21 protein-coding genes are annotated in these 16,396 nt (G+C 44.2%); 14 read left to right on the top strand and 7 right to left on the bottom strand.

Annotated features, from left to right (window positions below; translation table 11 throughout):
* The first annotated feature begins 48 nt into the window (after positions 1-48).
* From K6Y31_RS14805 to degS, 3 genes are all read left to right on the top strand, one after another.
* Positions 49-615, top strand: a complete 567-nt coding sequence (locus K6Y31_RS14805; RefSeq protein WP_233053732.1) for a Z-ring associated ZapG family protein — start codon at positions 49-51, stop codon at positions 613-615.
* Positions 616-738: 123 nt separating this feature from the next.
* Positions 739-2,100 (top strand): Do family serine endopeptidase, encoded by a 1,362-nt coding sequence (locus K6Y31_RS14800; protein ID WP_233053731.1) that lies wholly within the window; start codon positions 739-741, stop codon positions 2,098-2,100.
* A 94-nt stretch (positions 2,101-2,194) separates the two neighbouring features.
* Positions 2,195-3,286 carry an outer membrane-stress sensor serine endopeptidase DegS gene (gene degS, locus K6Y31_RS14795; protein ID WP_233053730.1) on the top strand — a complete coding sequence of 364 codons (1,092 nt, stop codon included), beginning with the start codon at positions 2,195-2,197 and terminating at the stop codon, positions 3,284-3,286.
* 71 nt (positions 3,287-3,357) lie between these two features.
* On the opposite strand, the gene murA is transcribed toward degS, so the two are convergent.
* The 7 genes from murA to K6Y31_RS14760 all read right to left on the bottom strand — a co-directional run bounded on the left by murA (position 3,358) and on the right by K6Y31_RS14760 (position 7,995).
* Positions 3,358-4,611, bottom strand: coding sequence for a UDP-N-acetylglucosamine 1-carboxyvinyltransferase (gene murA / locus K6Y31_RS14790; protein ID WP_233053729.1), 1,254 nt, complete (start codon positions 4,609-4,611; stop codon positions 3,358-3,360).
* 12 nt (positions 4,612-4,623) lie between these two features.
* Positions 4,624-4,881 carry a BolA family protein gene (locus K6Y31_RS14785; protein ID WP_233053728.1) on the bottom strand — a complete coding sequence of 86 codons (258 nt, stop codon included), beginning with the start codon at positions 4,879-4,881 and terminating at the stop codon, positions 4,624-4,626.
* A gap of 172 nt (positions 4,882-5,053) precedes the next feature.
* A complete protein-coding gene (locus K6Y31_RS14780; RefSeq protein WP_233053727.1) occupies positions 5,054-5,314 on the bottom strand; it encodes an STAS domain-containing protein in 261 nt (86 codons plus the stop codon).
* The gene (locus K6Y31_RS14775) at positions 5,315-5,935 is read right to left on the bottom strand and encodes an MlaC/ttg2D family ABC transporter substrate-binding protein (protein WP_233053726.1); all 621 of its coding nucleotides are present in this window, start codon (positions 5,933-5,935) and stop codon (positions 5,315-5,317) included.
* A gap of 3 nt (positions 5,936-5,938) precedes the next feature.
* Entirely contained in the window at positions 5,939-6,415 is a 477-nt protein-coding gene (gene mlaD / locus K6Y31_RS14770; RefSeq protein ID WP_233053725.1) for an outer membrane lipid asymmetry maintenance protein MlaD, read from the bottom strand.
* 15 nt (positions 6,416-6,430) lie between these two features.
* Complete coding sequence (gene mlaE, locus K6Y31_RS14765; protein ID WP_233053724.1) at positions 6,431-7,204, bottom strand: lipid asymmetry maintenance ABC transporter permease subunit MlaE; 774 nt, start codon at positions 7,202-7,204, stop codon at positions 6,431-6,433.
* Complete coding sequence (locus K6Y31_RS14760) at positions 7,201-7,995, bottom strand: ATP-binding cassette domain-containing protein (protein ID WP_233053723.1); 795 nt, start codon at positions 7,993-7,995, stop codon at positions 7,201-7,203. Before K6Y31_RS14760 ends, mlaE begins: the two co-directional genes overlap by 4 nt.
* Positions 7,996-8,120: 125 nt before the next feature.
* On the opposite strand from K6Y31_RS14760, the gene K6Y31_RS14755 reads away from it, so the two are divergent.
* Genes K6Y31_RS14755 through mgtE form a run of 11 tightly spaced genes read left to right on the top strand, consistent with a single transcriptional unit; the run spans position 8,121 to position 16,302 of the window.
* Entirely contained in the window at positions 8,121-9,098 is a 978-nt protein-coding gene (locus K6Y31_RS14755) for a calcium/sodium antiporter (protein ID WP_232799934.1), read from the top strand.
* A 32-nt stretch (positions 9,099-9,130) separates the two neighbouring features.
* On the top strand, positions 9,131-9,679 hold the full coding sequence (gene kdsC, locus K6Y31_RS14750; protein WP_233053722.1) for a 3-deoxy-manno-octulosonate-8-phosphatase KdsC: 549 nt from the start codon (positions 9,131-9,133) through the stop codon (positions 9,677-9,679).
* Positions 9,676-10,230 (top strand): LPS export ABC transporter periplasmic protein LptC, encoded by a 555-nt coding sequence (gene lptC / locus K6Y31_RS14745; RefSeq protein ID WP_233053721.1) that lies wholly within the window; start codon positions 9,676-9,678, stop codon positions 10,228-10,230. Before kdsC ends, lptC begins: the two co-directional genes overlap by 4 nt.
* Positions 10,217-10,762, top strand: a complete 546-nt coding sequence (gene lptA / locus K6Y31_RS14740) for a lipopolysaccharide transport periplasmic protein LptA (RefSeq protein WP_233053720.1) — start codon at positions 10,217-10,219, stop codon at positions 10,760-10,762. Before lptC ends, lptA begins: the two co-directional genes overlap by 14 nt.
* A complete protein-coding gene (gene lptB, locus K6Y31_RS14735) occupies positions 10,762-11,487 on the top strand; it encodes an LPS export ABC transporter ATP-binding protein (RefSeq protein WP_233053719.1) in 726 nt (241 codons plus the stop codon). Before lptA ends, lptB begins: the two co-directional genes overlap by 1 nt.
* Before the next feature lie 51 nt (positions 11,488-11,538).
* The gene (locus tag K6Y31_RS14730; protein ID WP_233053718.1) at positions 11,539-12,990 is read left to right on the top strand and encodes an RNA polymerase factor sigma-54; all 1,452 of its coding nucleotides are present in this window, start codon (positions 11,539-11,541) and stop codon (positions 12,988-12,990) included.
* Between the two features lie 20 nt (positions 12,991-13,010).
* Positions 13,011-13,298: a ribosome hibernation promoting factor gene (gene hpf, locus K6Y31_RS14725; RefSeq protein ID WP_233053717.1), complete on the top strand. Its 288-nt coding sequence runs from the start codon at positions 13,011-13,013 to the stop codon at positions 13,296-13,298.
* Between the two features lie 8 nt (positions 13,299-13,306).
* Complete coding sequence (gene ptsN, locus K6Y31_RS14720) at positions 13,307-13,753, top strand: PTS IIA-like nitrogen regulatory protein PtsN (protein ID WP_233053716.1); 447 nt, start codon at positions 13,307-13,309, stop codon at positions 13,751-13,753.
* 10 nt (positions 13,754-13,763) lie between these two features.
* On the top strand, positions 13,764-14,609 hold the full coding sequence (gene rapZ / locus K6Y31_RS14715) for an RNase adapter RapZ (protein ID WP_233053715.1): 846 nt from the start codon (positions 13,764-13,766) through the stop codon (positions 14,607-14,609).
* Positions 14,609-14,884 carry an HPr family phosphocarrier protein gene (locus tag K6Y31_RS14710; RefSeq protein WP_233053714.1) on the top strand — a complete coding sequence of 92 codons (276 nt, stop codon included), beginning with the start codon at positions 14,609-14,611 and terminating at the stop codon, positions 14,882-14,884. Before rapZ ends, K6Y31_RS14710 begins: the two co-directional genes overlap by 1 nt.
* A 56-nt stretch (positions 14,885-14,940) precedes the next feature.
* Positions 14,941-16,302 (top strand): magnesium transporter, encoded by a 1,362-nt coding sequence (gene mgtE, locus K6Y31_RS14705; RefSeq protein ID WP_233053713.1) that lies wholly within the window; start codon positions 14,941-14,943, stop codon positions 16,300-16,302.
* Positions 16,303-16,396 lie beyond the last annotated feature (94 nt).

Below are 16,396 nucleotides of genomic sequence, written 5' to 3'. Positions count from 1 at the left end.
TGTGGTATATCAATGGTGTAAACGTATTTTCAGTGAGTTGGAGTAGATATGACAGAAATTACATTAATCAGTACTTTTATTTTCGCCCTTATTATTGGCTTTATGATTGGCCGTCGCTTCCCGAGTAATAAACAAGCCGCCCAATTTGAAAAACAGGTTACTTCCCAGCAACAAAAAATGAATGACTACCAACATCAATTGGAAAAATGCCAAGCGCAAATAAAACAACAAACGAACGACCAAAGCAAATATCAGCAACAAGTATCGACCCACTTTGCTAAAACAGCCGATTTAATGGACAGCATCGCGAACCAATATCAAACCTTATATCAATATATGGCACAGCAATCCGAACAGCTGCTACCTGAAGCAGAAGCTAACCGTAATATTTCAATTTTTAGACGTAACAAACGCGTCGATGACACTACCTCAAATGACATCCACGAACTTGAAACAAAAGCCACTGAACTAAACGCACAGGAAGGTGACACATCTGCTCAACATTCGGATAACGCTGATATCGAAAATACCACCGCGGCTAATCTTGAAAAAAACCAAACAGACCCTAGTCAAGTTGAGGAAATAACACAGAAGTCGCCTGAAAAAGTGCCTTAAAAGTGCCTTGCGTGAAGCAATGTCAACTTGGGTAAAGTACTGTAAAGAACTGAACAGGTTGTTAATTTTAGACTCTATTAAAGGTATAAATTGAGTAACTTTGACTCTAGGAGAGCAAGCGAGATGAAAAAACCGATTTCAATTTTTACTGCTGTTGCCCTTTCAACTGCCTTAGCCTTTGGTAGCTTATCAGCACAGGCCGCTCACCCGGTGGCGATACAAGGACAAGAACTGCCCAGCCTTGCCCCGTTACTTGAAGAAGTCAGCCCTGCGGTAGTCAATATTTCCGTTGCAGGCACCAAAGTTTCACGGCAAAGCATACCAGAACCTTTTCGTCACTTTTTCGGTCCAGATGCTTTAGCTGAAGGAGCTAAACAACCGTTTAGGGGGTTAGGATCTGGCGTTATTATCGATGCCAAAAAAGGGTATGTGATTACTAACTATCATGTGATCCATCAAGCTGATGAAATTAAAGTCACACTAAACAACGGTAAGGAATACACCGCAAAAAAAATTGGTGAAGATCAGCAAACCGATATCGCGTTGTTACAGATAGAGGCCAAAAACTTGACTGCCATTAAGCTTGCCAACTCTGATGAGCTACGCGTGGGTGACTTTACCATTGCCATTGGTAACCCTTTTGGTTTAGGTCAAACGGTCACTTCAGGCATTGTGAGTGCACTCGGTCGTAGTGGCTTAAACATTGAGAACTATGAAAACTTCATCCAGACCGATGCTGCAATTAATAGCGGTAACTCCGGCGGTGCATTGCTTAACCTGCGCGGCGAGTTAATTGGCATTAATACCGCTATTTTAGGCCCCAATGGCGGTAACATAGGCATTGGCTTCGCTATCCCTGTTAACATGGTGAAAAACCTGTCAGCACAGATTTTAGAGTTTGGTGAGGTTCGCCGAGGTCTATTAGGCATTACGGGGGGAGAGCTTACCCCCGAACTAGCAGAAGCATTTGGCTATGACACCCAACATGGCGCTTTTGTTAATCAAGTCATGGCTGACTCCGCGGCAGAAGAAGCAGGGCTGCAAGCGGGTGACATCATCATTAAACTCAACCAACAAAAAATCCGTTCATTTAATGAACTTCGCGCTAAAGTCGCCACCTTAGGCGCAGGCAAAGAGATCACGTTAACTTTAGTGCGCGACGGCAAAGAACAAGATTTCAAAGTAACTTTGCAAGAAGCCAAAGATTCCAATATCGCCGCTAATTCATTGCACCCAGCGCTAGAAGGCGCAACTTTAAGTAGCACCGATCCAAAAGATAAAGTTCAAGGTGTCTTAATCAGCAAAGTGCTCCCTAACTCTCCCGCTGCGTTAGCAGGCTTGGAAGAAGGCGATGTGATTGTCGGCATTAACCGTTTACGCACCAAAGATATGGCTGACTTACGTAAGATTATCGAAGATAAGCCGTCCGTTCTTGCCCTCAACATCAAGCGCGGCAACGCTTCTTTATATCGTGTGATCCGCTAAATAGCGTAACTTTCAGCAAACGCCCGCAACGTGGGCGTTTTTTTTTGCTACATTTTTGTTATTCTGCATCTTTATCCTAACGTAAATACTAAAAATGCCTTCTGTTCTCAGCTATTTAATAAAGTCCATTAGCATTGGTTTACTGATCGCTGTGTTTCTACTTATTTTTTTCCCGCCACTGCGCAATAATCATGAATTGCCATTTGCGGAGCAAATTGAAACTTACAGCAGACAAGTCGAGAGTTACAGCAGCGCAGTACGTAGAGCGGCCCCCGCTGTCGTTAACATCTACTCTCAGGATTATCAGCGGTCTAATATCAATAGCCAGCCTGAACTTAGACCTACCGGCCTTGGCTCTGGCATTATCATGAGTGACAAAGGCTATATCTTAACCAACATGCACGTGGTTGAAAAAGCAGATCAAGTACTGGTTGCCTTGCAAGATGGTCGCTTACTCACCGCTCAAATGATTGGCAGTGATGCCATCACCGACTTAGCGGTGCTGCAAATAGAAGCTGAAAACTTGCCCGTGATCCCGCAAAACCCAACTTATTCACCCAAAGTCGGCGATGTGGTACTAGCCATTGGCAATCCCTACAACATCGGTCAAACAGTGACTCAGGGGATCATAAGCGCCACCGGTCGCACTGGCATTAGCTCTACAGGACGACAAGACTTTTTACAAACCGATGCCGCTATCAATCGAGGTAATTCAGGTGGAGCCTTAATCAACAGTCGTGGTGAAATGGTGGGTATTAATACCTCTGCATTCCACGTAACACAGACTTTAGACAGTTATGGTATTAGCTTTGCCGTGCCTTATTTATTAGCCGAAAGGATCATGGACAACTTGATCCGTGATGGTCGAGTTATCCGAGGCTCAATTGGGGTGATCGGGGGCCCTGTTAACCCTTTGATGGCAAAACTGTGGGGCCTAGAAGCACAAAAAGGCATTATGATCACAGGTGTAATGGACGGTGGGCCAGCAAGTTTAGCGGGTGTAAAAGCGTCAGATGTGATGCTTGCCATTAATCAAATGCCTGTTACGGGCGTTACGGACGTATTAGATCGGGTGGCAGAAGTACGCCCGGGCGAGGAAGTAAAAGTTAAGCTGTTAAGGGAAGGGAAAGAAATTGAATTGGCTATCGAGGTCGCAGACTACGATGAACTGCAGCTGAAAGAATAAAATGTACATTTTTCAGCACGATAAAAAAACGGCCGCAATTAAGCGGCCGTTTTAATGTTTAAAGCGCGATGTTAAGCAATACGCTCCATCGTTGCGCCTAAAGGAATGAGTTTATTTTCAATGCACTCATAACCACGATCAATGTGATAAATACGATCAACGATGGTATCACCTTTTGCCACTAAGCCGGCAATCACTAGACTCGCTGAAGCACGTAAATCAGTAGCCATGACTTGCGCACCAGAAAGCTGCTCAGTGTAAGCACAAATGGCCGTGTTACCTTCCAGCTCTACGTCTGCACCCATGCGCTGTAGTTCCGGCACATGCATAAAGCGGTTTTCAAAAATAGTCTCGGTGACGCGTCCAGCACCTTCAGCCACGACGTTAAGCACGGTAAACTGCGCTTGCATGTCAGTGGGGAAACCTGGGTAAGGCACGGTTTTAACATTGACTGATTTCAGTGTCCGGCCGCGCATATCACATGAAATCCAGTCATCACCCGACTCCACTAACGCACCCGCTTCTTCTAGTTTAGCCAACACCGCCTCAAGTAAACGCGGACTGGTCTTATGACAAGTGATCTTGCCACCTGTTACTGCTGCAGCAACAAGAAAAGTCCCTGTTTCAATGCGATCAGGCTGTACTTCATATTGACCACCCGTTAAGGCTTCAACACCTTCAATAGTAATACTATCGGTACCCGCTCCTGACACTTTACCGCCAAGGGCATTAATAAAGTTAGCAAGGTCGACGACTTCAGGCTCACGCGCGGCATTATCAATAACCGTTGTGCCATCTGCTAATGCAGCTGCCATCATGAGGTTCTCAGTACCCGTTACGCTAACCATATCCATCACGATGTGAGCGCCTTTCAAGCGGCCATCAACACGCGCTTTGATGTAACCATCCTCAACAACGATATTGGCCCCCATCAGCTCTAAGCCATGAATATGTAAATTCACTGGGCGTGCACCAATCGCACAACCACCCGGTAAAGACACATCTGCTTTGCCGTATTTAGCAACCAAAGGCCCAAGAGCTAAAATAGAAGCGCGCATGGTTTTAACCAAATCATATGGCGCTTTTTGATGATGCACGCCGCCAGCGTTGATCACCACGTCTTCGTTTTGCTCTGCAGTTGCCCCTAACTCACGCAATAAAGCCAATGTGGTTTTAATATCACGTAGTTTAGGTACGTTAGAAATCACCACTTCGTGGTTTGATAATAAGGTGGCAAATAAAATTGGTAACGCAGCGTTTTTAGCGCCAGAGATGGTTACATCACCATTTAAGGTGCAACCACCTTTGATTAAAAACTTATCCATTCATACCTCGATTCAGGACGGCTGATTAAATATTTTTTCTTTTTGCCATTGCTGCGGCGTAAAAGCTTTAATGCTCAAAGCATGGATCGTGTTTGCAGCAATTTCTTCCATCAAGGGAGCGTAGATGGTTTGCTGTTTTTTTACGCGACTCATGTCTTCAAACATGTCAGAAACAGCGATCACTTGAAAGTGACTGCCCTCACCTTTGACATAACATGCCTCTAGTGGCAGTGCGGCTAATAACTTCGCCTCTATTTCTTTTGGATCCATAGTAAAATCCTACTTTTATTAAGAAAAATACGTGAAACTTTGGCTCGCTGACGGCAGAGATCAGTCTGACAGGCCATAAAAGTCAGCTGTTTTATCACCAATTGCGTCTAAGTTAAACCGCTAACGCGTGATTATTCTGGTTTTTGTTAACAATCACGCTTTTATCGGCACCTTACGAAGGTTCAAACAAGGGGGTTAATCCATATAAATCAGCAAGCTTGCGTAAACTTGAAGGTAAATTGATAAATTCACAGCCAAGGGGGGCATAAAACGTGACTAACCAAGCTAAGCCTGCAGAGTCAAATTCACTGACACCGGCAAGATCTATTTTATCAAAATCAGTTAAGATACTCGGAGCCTGTCCGGCCACTTGCTCGGTGACCAAGGCTCCAGTAATAGAAAGGATTTGCTGTTTTAGTGTGAAATCTAGCATCTATTTATTTTCATTACTTTTGGCGATGAGTTGCGCAGTCACACTGTCAATACCATCTTTACGAATCAAACTACCTAACTCAGATTGCTTAGTTGATAATAAACTTACGCCTTCAGCAATTACATCAAACACCCGCCATGATTGAGTGCTTTTGTCTAAACGTAGCTTAAATGACACATTGATGTCTGGTGAGCCCGCTTGCACAAAGCGCACCGGCACGGTCACTATTTTCTTACCGGCAAACGACTCTCTTGCATCAAATTGTAAAACTTGTTGATCATATTTAAACAGAACCGTTGAGTAGGTTTTTACCATGTGCTCTTTAAATGCAGCGACAAAGTTTTCCCTTTGCTCTGGCGTGGTATTTCTCAGTTCCGGCCCGACGACTTTATAAGCCGAATACTTTGAATCAACATAAAATAGTAACTCTTCTCGGACAATATCCTCAGCATGAGCGGGATCTTTTTCCATTAAAGCTTTTTCATGTTTGACCCGAGCAAAAGCTTTACCCGCTACTTCTTCGATTAGTTGATAAGGATCTTGGTATTCTTTCAGGCTAGCAGCGATCGCCATATTGGTAGAAAGCAGTAAACATAATGGCAACAAAAAGCGCAATAACATGTTTTATTCCTTACTGTTATCTTGAATTGAAAATAAAAACTGTCCGATCAAATCTTCGAGTACCAAAGCAGATTTAGTGTCATCAATAAAATCCCCTTCGCCGAGTAACTCAATATCGTCATCCATAAAGCCAGGACGCAAACCGATAAATTGCTCACCCAATAGCCCCGCGGTCAAAATCGAAAGAGAGCTGGTTTCTGGATAAAAGCCATATTGCTGGTCCATTCTTAAGGTCACAACCGGAGTATAACTTTTGGCATCAAGGGAGATCGCTTCAACACGCCCAACCACAACGCCACCTAACTTAACCGGTGAGCGAACCTTTAATCCGCCAATATTGTCGAACTTCGCCTTCAAGGTATAAGAGCCTTGGTCTTGAGTAAAGGAAAATCCAGCAACTTGCACGACTAATAAAACTAAAGCAAAACAGCCCGCTAAAACAAAGCTCCCCACTGCTAAATGTAATTTTTTCTCTGTCATTTTTGTTTCCTAAGCTTAACCATACATCAAAATGGTTAATATAAAATCAAGCGCCAACACCATTAAAGACGCATTTACCACGGTTCGCGTTGTCGCCTCACTGATACCAGCAGACGAAGGCTTAGCATAATAGCCGTTGTACAAGGCCACCCATACAATAACAAAAGCAAACACCGTACTTTTAATAAAACCGTAAAAAATATCTTGGTGAATATCGACACTGGCTTGCATTACCGACCAAAAGCCACCGCTATCTATACCTTTCCAATCAACCCCAACAAAACTGCCGCCCCATATAGCTATCATGGAGAACATAAAAGCCAGCACAGGCATTGATAACACGCCAGCCCAAAAGCGCGGGGCAATAATGCGTTTAAAAGGATCTACCGCCATCATCTCCATACTCGAGATTTGCTCAGTGGCCTTCATTAGCCCAACCTCAGCGGTTAATGCCGAGCCTGCACGACCGGCAAATAACAATGCCGTCACCACCGGCCCCAGTTCACGTAATAAAGATAACGCGACCATCGTACCCAGACTTTGCTCTGCGCCATAACTAACTAGCACATTATAGCCTTGTAGGCCTAAGACCATGCCGATAAATAACCCGGCGACCAAAATAATAGGCAGCGAGAGTACGCCTAAATTGTAAACTTGCAGCCCCACTAAACGTAAAAACTTCCAATTTGGTTGACTGAATAATGCATTCACGAGCATTAATCCTGCGACACCAAGGCGGGTCACAAAGTTAATGCTTCGTTCCCCTATTCGTTGAATTTGATTAATCACTGCGCTGCTAAATCCTTTAAAAAATCGCTCGCGGGATAATGGAACGGCACTGGCCCGTTGGGCAATCCATTAATAAATTGAACCAGTCTAGGGTCTTGATTAGACTTAATCCCGTCAGCCGTTCCTTGGGCAATAATCGTTTTATCCGCCAACACGTAAACATAATCGGCAATTTCGAGAACCTCTGTCACATCATGGCTAACTACGATAGAAGTTAGCCCTAAGCTTTGGTTTAAATCACGGATCAGTTTTAACAACACGCCCATAGAAATCGGGTCTTGCCCTGCAAACGGCTCATCATACATCATTAGCTCAGGATCAAGCGCTGTTGCCCTTGCTAACGCAACTCGCCGCCCCATACCACCAGAGAGTTCCGTGGCCATTAACTGCTCTGCACCACGTAAACCAACCGATTCCAACTTCATTCTAACTAACGTTTGTAACACAGGCTCTGTCAGCTGTGTGTGTTCACGAAGCGGAAATGCCACATTCTCAAACACCGTTAACTCAGGGAACAAGGCGCCACTTTGAAATAATAACCCCATTTTACGCCGCATTTGATATAGCTGAGCGCGCTTAGCACGACAGACACTTTCACCGGAAAATAAAATATCCCCCGAAGATGGCGTTAATTGCCCACCGATTAATTTTAGCAACGTGGTTTTACCTATACCACTGGGACCTAAAATGGCCGTAATTTTACCTTGTGCGATATCCAAATTGAGGTTATCGAACAATATCCGCTGCTCTCGAGCAAAACTCATATCACGGATCTGAACTAGCTGTCCCATTATATATTTCACCTTAAAATACAGCCCACTATTTTATGCTTAATAATAAACATACTCAAACGCTTCACATTTGAGACCAGAAACGGGAAAATACCTTTTTCGGATCACACTTTTAGAAAGGAACTATGGAAGCGAATATCCTTTGGCTTAATGTCTTAATACTCGTTGTTAGCCTAGCAGCATTAGTATGGAGCGCCGACAAATTTGTCTTTGGTGCCGCCGCCATCGCACGAAACTTAGGCATATCTCCTCTTATCATAGGCTTAACCATAGTCGCAATGGGATCATCAGCGCCAGAAATGATGGTGGCTGCGAGTGCTAGTTTAAATGGCGCTCCTAACACAGCCATTGGCAATGCCATTGGCTCCAACATTACCAATATTACCTTAGTATTAGGCTTAACCGCACTATTGCGGCCAATGCTAGTCGCATCTTCCACCATGCGTCGTGAGTTGCCTATGGTCATGGTGACTAGCCTATTGGCGGCGTGGTTATTATGGGATCTAGAGTTAACGCGCGGTGAAGGAACGGTGTTAATTATTGGCTTTTTTGCGACGATTGGCGGCTTAACTTGGATGGCGTTAAAAAATCCAAACACCAATGATCCACTTGTTGAAGAGCTAGAAGATGAGATTCCCTCTGACATACCGTTTTGGAAAGCGGCATTTTGGTTGGTGTTTGGCTTAGGCTTATTAATATACAGCTCTAATGAACTCGTGGGTTCAGCGGTCGTTATCGCGAAACATTTTGGCATATCAGATTTGGTCATCGGCTTAACTATTATTGCCATTGGTACCAGCTTGCCAGAGCTAGCCGCTTGTATTGCCAGTGTATTGAAGAAAGAAGGCGATCTTGCATTAGGAAACATTGTCGGTTCAAATATTTTTAATATCTTAGCTGTGTTAGCTATTCCAGGTATTTTAGCACCAGGAACCATAGACGCTAGCGCAGCGGGGCGTGATATGTATTACATGTTAGGCGTCACCGTTTTATTATTAATAGTGGCAGGTAACGGTAAAATAAAAGAAATTACCCGCGTTGAAGGCGGATTATTATTAGCCTGCTTTATCGCGTACCAAGTTTTATTGTTTTACACTATGTAATTTTATTCAAACTTATGTAATTAGGGCTTTTTATGCTAAACACCCCATATGGCACCATTACCGCACAGCAACATCAGCAGCTGGTTCATACTAAGCTGCTTATTTGCGATATTGATGGGGTGTTCTCTGATGGCCGAATTTACATGGGCAACAACGGCGAGGAGCTCAAAGCATTTCACACCCGAGATGGCTTCGGTATCAAGGCCGTGCTTCATGCTGGTATAGAAGTAGCGGTGATCACCGGACGTAAGTCCACCATTGTTAACAACCGAATGAGCGCTCTGGGCGTTTCTCATATTTTTCAAGGCCAAGATAATAAGCTTATTGCTTTCCAGCAATTACTCACGCAGTTAAACCTTAATCCGGATGAAGTCGCTTATATCGGTGATGACGTGATTGATTTACCCGTGATGAATCAGGTTGGCTTAGCAGTAGCCGTAGCGGATGCACACCCAATAGTGCAGCAACAAGCTCACTATGTTACAACAATAAAAGGCGGCTTTGGTGCTGTGCGCGAGCTCTGCGATTTGCTATTACATGTGCGGGGAGAATTAGCTCACGCGCAGGGAACCAGTGTATGAAAAAGCTCAATATCTGGTTATCCGTTCTGTTTATTGTCTCTCTTGCTGCTTGGCAATTTTTTAAACGCAGTGAAACGCCTATTGCTGAGCGCGATCCTTCTGAGGCATATTTTATTGCCAATGAAGTTAAAGGGGCGGTCTTTACCCAAACTGGTCAAATTGACTATCGGCTTTTTGCCACACAAATGCATTATTACCAGCAAGACCTAAAAACGATTTTTACTAAGCCAGTGCTATTGTTATTTCGTAATGAAGATAAAACGCAATGGCAAATCACCGGTGACGATGGCATTTTATTCGACCAACACACCTTTGAACTGAGTAACAACGTCACCATCACCAACTTGACGCACGACCAGCATATTAACCTGATCACCACCGACAAGCTCACCCTAGATTTAATAAAAAATGAAATCCATTCCGATGACTTAGTCACCTTATATGGCGATCAAATGCAACAAAAAGGCACGGGATTATTTGGTCAATTATCAGGTAAAACCATCAGTTTATTAAACCAAGTAACGGCGACTTATTTAAATGAAAAACCTTAATCTATTACTCGCATCAATGGTATTACTAAGCGCCCCCACTTATGCGCTTCAGTCAGACTCAAAGCAAGAAATTGTTATCCGAGCCAATTCCAATACGGCCGACCTTGACAGCAACACAACCACCTTTTTAGGTAACGTCGTGGTCACCCAAGGGTCGATTAAGCTGACCGCTAATAAATTGGTTGGCATCCGCCATAAGCCCGGTGAAGAAGAGATGATCGCCACTGGTAATCCAGCCACTTTTTATCAAATGATGGACGATGGTAAACCAGTAGAAGCCAAAGCAAAAAAAATCCGTTACCTGAAGAAAAACAATCAAATTATTTTGAGTCAAAACGCCTCTTTGAAGCAATTAGACAGTAACTACACTGCTGAAACCATCACCTACAACATTGATACCCGCCAGATTGAAGGCCAAAAAGGCGAAAATCAAACCCGCACCGTATTTTTACCGGCTCAAGTCGATAGTAAGAAAAGCTCAAAGTCATCAGATAAATCAATAGATAAATCAACAAATAAAGCGGCGCAATAATGGCATTACTCCAAGCAAAAGACTTAGCGAAAAGTTATAAGAATCGTCGTGTAGTGAATGGCGTCAGTTTACAAGTGAACACCGGACAAATTGTTGGTTTACTCGGCCCCAATGGCGCAGGTAAAACGACAACATTTTACATGGTGGTTGGTTTAGTAAAGCGCGACGAAGGCCAGATATTTATTGATGATGAAGAAATATCTAGCCAACCGATGCACGTACGTGCACAAAAAGGTATTGGCTATTTGCCACAAGAAGCCTCTATTTTTCGCCGCTTAACGGTAGCGCAAAACATTATGGCCATCTTAGAGATCCGAGATGAACTATCAACAGAGCAAAAACAAGATAGATTGAACGAATTGCTCGAAGAGTTCCACATTACTCACATAAAAGACAGTAAAGGAATGTCTCTTTCTGGAGGAGAAAGGCGCCGCGTTGAAATCGCCAGAGCCTTGGCTGCTGACCCTCAGTTTATCTTACTTGATGAGCCATTTGCAGGGGTTGACCCCATCTCAGTAATAGATATAAAAAAGATCATAGAACACTTACGAGACAGAGGGTTAGGTGTATTAATCACTGACCATAATGTGAGGGAAACACTAGATGTATGTGAATATTCCTATATAGTGAGTCATGGAGAAATGATTGCCGCCGGCAAGCCAGAAGACATTTTACAAAACGAACAAGTAAAACGAGTCTACTTAGGCGATCAATTCAAGCTATAGTTTTTATAGGTAACAACCGTTATCTAAAGATTTATATCTAACAGGAATTTAATGAAGCCAACCCTACAGTTGCGTTTAGGTCAGCAGTTAACTATGACCCCTCAGCTACAACAAGCCATTCGCTTGTTGCAGCTTTCTACATTAGATTTACAGCAAGAAATTCAAGAAGCCCTTGAATCAAATCCGCTGTTAGAGGTAGAAGAAAACGACCACAGTAACGAAGAGCAAAGCTACGATAACGACACCTCTAGCCAACTCGAAACGTCTGAGGCGATGGCGCAAAATGACATTCCTGATGATCTACCCACTGACTCAACATGGGACGACACCTTTACCACCGGCACCGGCTCAAGCACTTCAGGTGTCGGCTCAGGTGGCGATGATGCCGATTTTATTTATCAAGGTGAAACCTCAGCTAACTTACATGACCACCTCATCTGGCAAATGGAATTAACCCCCTTTAGTGAAACCGACCGCGCTATCGCCTTTGCCATTATCGATGCCATTGATGAATCCGGTTATCTGACCGTTTCCAGCGAAGATATTTTAGACAGTGTTATTTCTGACTTTCTTGAGGTTGAACTCGACGAAGTAGAAGCTGTACTAAAACGATTACAGCATTTTGATCCTCTCGGCGTTGGTGCTCGTTCCGCACAAGAATGCATGTTAATCCAGCTTAATCAAATTGAAAAAGGCACACTTTGGTTAGAAGAAGCCATTATGGTGATCCGCGAGCACATGGACTTACTGGCTAACCGAGACTTTCGCACCCTTAGTCGTAAAACCAAATTAAAAGAAGATGACCTGCGCGAAGTCATGCGCTTGATCCATACCTTAGAGCCAAGACCGGGCAATGCTATTGTTGAAATGGATGCTCAATACATAGTGCCGGATGTCTCGGTGCAAAAAAAATCAGGTCGCTGGGTGGTTGAGCTTAACCCAGATTGTATGCCAAAAATTCGCGTTAATGACCAATACGCTTCCTTTGCTAAGCAAACCAAAAACACCGATGACAGCCAGTTTATTCGCTCACACCTACAAGAAGCCAAGTGGTTTATCAAAAGTTTAGAGAGCCGCAACGACACCTTGTTAAAAGTGGCCAACTGTATCGTACAGCATCAAGTTGCTTTTTTTGAATACGGCGATGAAGCAATGAAACCCATGGTATTAAACGATGTCGCGGAAGCCGTGGAAATGCACGAGTCCACTATTTCGCGTGTCACCACGCAAAAGTTCATGCACACGCCGCGTGGCATCTTTGAGTTGAAGTATTTCTTCTCTAGCCATGTTGCAACAGAAAGTGGTGGCGAATGTTCATCCACCGCCATTAGGGCCTTAATTAAAAAATTAGTGGCAGCAGAAACCCCTGCCAAGCCCCTAAGTGACAGTAAAATTACTCAACTGCTTGCTGACCAAGGCATTAAGGTTGCGCGAAGAACCATCGCTAAATATCGCGAGTCTTTGAACATCCCGCCTTCTAACCAACGTAAAAGCCTACTTTAGGCTGCAACAGGAGAATGTTTATGCAAATTAATCTATCTGGCCACCATATCGACATCACCGACTCAATGCGCACCTACGTTGAAACTAAGTTCTCTAAATTAGAGCGTCATTTTGATAGTATTAACTCGGCACAAGTGATATTAAACGTCGAAAAGTTGAATCAAATAGCCGAAGCTAAACTGCATCTTTCCGGCGGTGAAGTGTTTGCTAACTCGCACGACACTGATATGTATGCCGCGATTGATTCGTTAGTTGACAAACTTGATCGCCAGGTAATCAAACATAAGGAAAAGCTGAAACAGTCTTAAAATTAAATATGGATATAAATGAATTATTAACCCCAGACTGCACCTTGAGTGCAGTCTCTTGTTCAAGCAAGAAAAAAGCACTGGAAATCATCAGTGAGTTAGCAGGACAAAAACTCAACATCGACCCGAAAGTCGTATTTGAAAACCTACTAACACGGGAGCGTCTTGGCACCACAGGTGTTGGTGCAGGCATTGCGATCCCGCACGCTCGCATCAGTGATGATTATCCTGTTACCGGGGTTTTCATCCAGTGTGAGACCGCTATCGATTTTAGTGCTATCGACAATCAGCCCGTGGATTTATTGTTTGCCGTTCTCGTTCCAGAAAGCCAGTGTAGCCAACATTTAAAGACCTTGTCACTTATCGCTGGTAAACTTTCTGACAAACAAATTTGTCGCCAACTTCGCGCGGCTAAAACAGATGCGGAGTTATTCGAACTCATTTGCGCATCATAACGGGAGCAATATGAAACTCACCATCGTCAGTGGCCGCTCCGGATCAGGTAAAACCGTTGCTTTAAGAGTATTGGAAGACTTAGGCTATTACTGTGTTGATAACCTACCTCTACCCTTACTGCCCGATTTAATCACCAGCCTGAAAGACAGCTACGATGCCGTAGCCGTTAGTATCGATGTCCGTAACCTCCCCCTTGACCCAAGTGAATTACATCACGTCATTGATGATTTAAAAACAACAGTTGATCTCACCACGCTGTTTCTTGATGCCAGTAGCAGTATTTTAGTGCGCCGCTACAGTGAAACACGGCGATTGCATCCACTAGCAAAAATGCAATTATCGCTATCTCAAGCGATCGATCAAGAAACCACCTTACTCGAGCCTATCTCTGAATCGGCAGATTTACGTATCGATACCAGTGATATGTCAATCCATGAGCTTAGCGAGCTAGTCAAACAGCGTGTCCTTGGCCAAAAAAGCCATGAACTGGTATTAGTGATTGAATCATTTGGCTTTAAAAATGGCTTACCAAAAGATGCAGACTATGTTTTTGATGCGCGTTTTTTGCCTAATCCACACTGGATCCCAGAGCTCAAGCCACAGACTGGACTCGATGCTGAAGTTCAGCACTACTTAACTGAACAACCTCTAGTGATGAAATTTATCTGGCAAATAGAAAATCTCATCGGCACTTGGTTACCTCATCTTGAACGCAACAACCGCAGCTATGTCACTATCGCTATCGGCTGTACCGGCGGCCAACATAGATCGGTATTTATCGCCGAGAAAATCGCCGAATTCTTTCGCCACGAACAACAAGTACAAGTTCGTCATCGCACCTTGGAAAAACGTTAATGCCTCAGCTAGAGCAACATATCACCATTAAAAACAAATTGGGCTTACATGCACGAGCGGCTGTAAAACTGGCTGAATTAGCGTTAAAATTTGACGCCGTTGTTACCTTAGTTCACGGTGATAAATCTGCTTCTGCAGCCAGTGTCATGGGCTTATTAATGCTAGAAACCTGTCAGGGCCAACAAATCGTCATCCAAGCTGAAGGGGCCGATGCTGAATGCGCATTAGAAGCAGTAAAACAACTGATAGAAGACAAATTTGAAGAAGAAGAATAATAATTAAAATTCATTAGTTATCGCCTATTGATAACATGCACCAAGGGGAAAAGTGGATGCTAGATAATCTAGTCAACCTGAGCACACATGAGCGCCTAGTCGAAGTTAACAAAGCCTTGAGCAGTGGTATGTTTGTTCATGTTCGCCGCATGTTACAGCAACTTCCCCCTGAAGATATTGCCCTACTACTTGAATCTTGTCCCCACGCAGAGCGTAAAAACATTTGGCAACTCACCGACTCTGAGCAACAAGGTGAAATCCTCGAAGAGCTAAACGAAGACGCTCGAGACAGTATCCTTGCCTTAATGGATACGGAAAATCTGGTTGCCGCAACCGAAGGCATGGACACCGATGATCTTGCCTATGTCCTTAGCGGTCTAAATGACTCGGCCTATCAAGAAGTATTGGCGCAAATGGACGCCCAAGACCGGCATCGTCTTGAACAAGCCTTAGGCTACCCTGAAGATACCGCCGGCAGCGTAATGAACACTGACACCATCACGCTCAGACCTGATGTCACTATTGATGTGGTGTTACGCTATTTACGTTTGAAAGGTGAGCTACCAGAGGCCACCGATGCCCTCTATGTGGTCAATAAACACGATAAGCTCATTGGTGAAGTTGCACTAGCCACCTTACTCACGGTGGATACCGCCTCCACCGTAATGGATGTGATGGATAACACCCGCAAAAGCATTCCTGTTGCGATGGCCGAAATAGAAGTGGCCAAAATATTTGAACGCCGTGATTTAATCAGTGCCCCTGTAGTCGATCAAAATGACCGCCTGCTCGGACGTATCACTATCGATGACGTAGTCGACATTATCCGTGAAGACGCCGACCACAAAATGATGGGGATGGCGGGGATGGATGATGATGAAGATACCTTTGCGCCCATTTTAAAAAGTACCAAGCGCCGTACTATCTGGTTAACCGTAAACCTTGGCGCCGCATTACTAGCCTCGTCTGTGTCTAATATGTTTGAAGCCACCTTATCCGAAATTGCCACTCTTGCAGTATTAATGACCATCGTCCCCAGCATGGGCGGTATTGCCGGCAATCAAACCTTGGCACTGGTTATTCGCGGCATGGCCGTTGGCCACATCGGTGACTCGAACGCTCGCACTTTGATTATGAAAGAGGCCGCCATCGGTTTATTAAATGGTTTAATTTGGGCACTGCTTGTGGCTGTGGCGGTGGTTATTTGGAAGGGCGACGTGAACATTGGCTACGTAATCGCCGGGGCCATGTTCATCAACTTATCAGTGGCTGGCTTAGCCGGCGTTTGTATTCCATTGATCATGAACAAACTTAAAATAGACCCTGCCCTTGCGGGCGGTATGGCGCTCACTACGGTAACCGATGTAGTGGGCCTGTTTTCATTTTTAGGCATGGCGACGATCTTTTTACGAGCCTAGAATTCAACCTCCCCTGTAAATAAAAAGGCCGTAACGAGTAACGCCACGGCCTTTTAATCTCAACCCAGTATAAATCTGAGGAGCTTGTTCAGTT

It is taken from the genome of Motilimonas cestriensis, from assembly GCF_021295315.1.
Lineage (GTDB): Bacteria > Pseudomonadota > Gammaproteobacteria > Enterobacterales > CBDFNC01 > Motilimonas > Motilimonas cestriensis.
The sequence above is the reverse complement of the archived record's forward strand: the minus strand, read 5'-3'. Positions and strand labels throughout refer to the sequence as shown.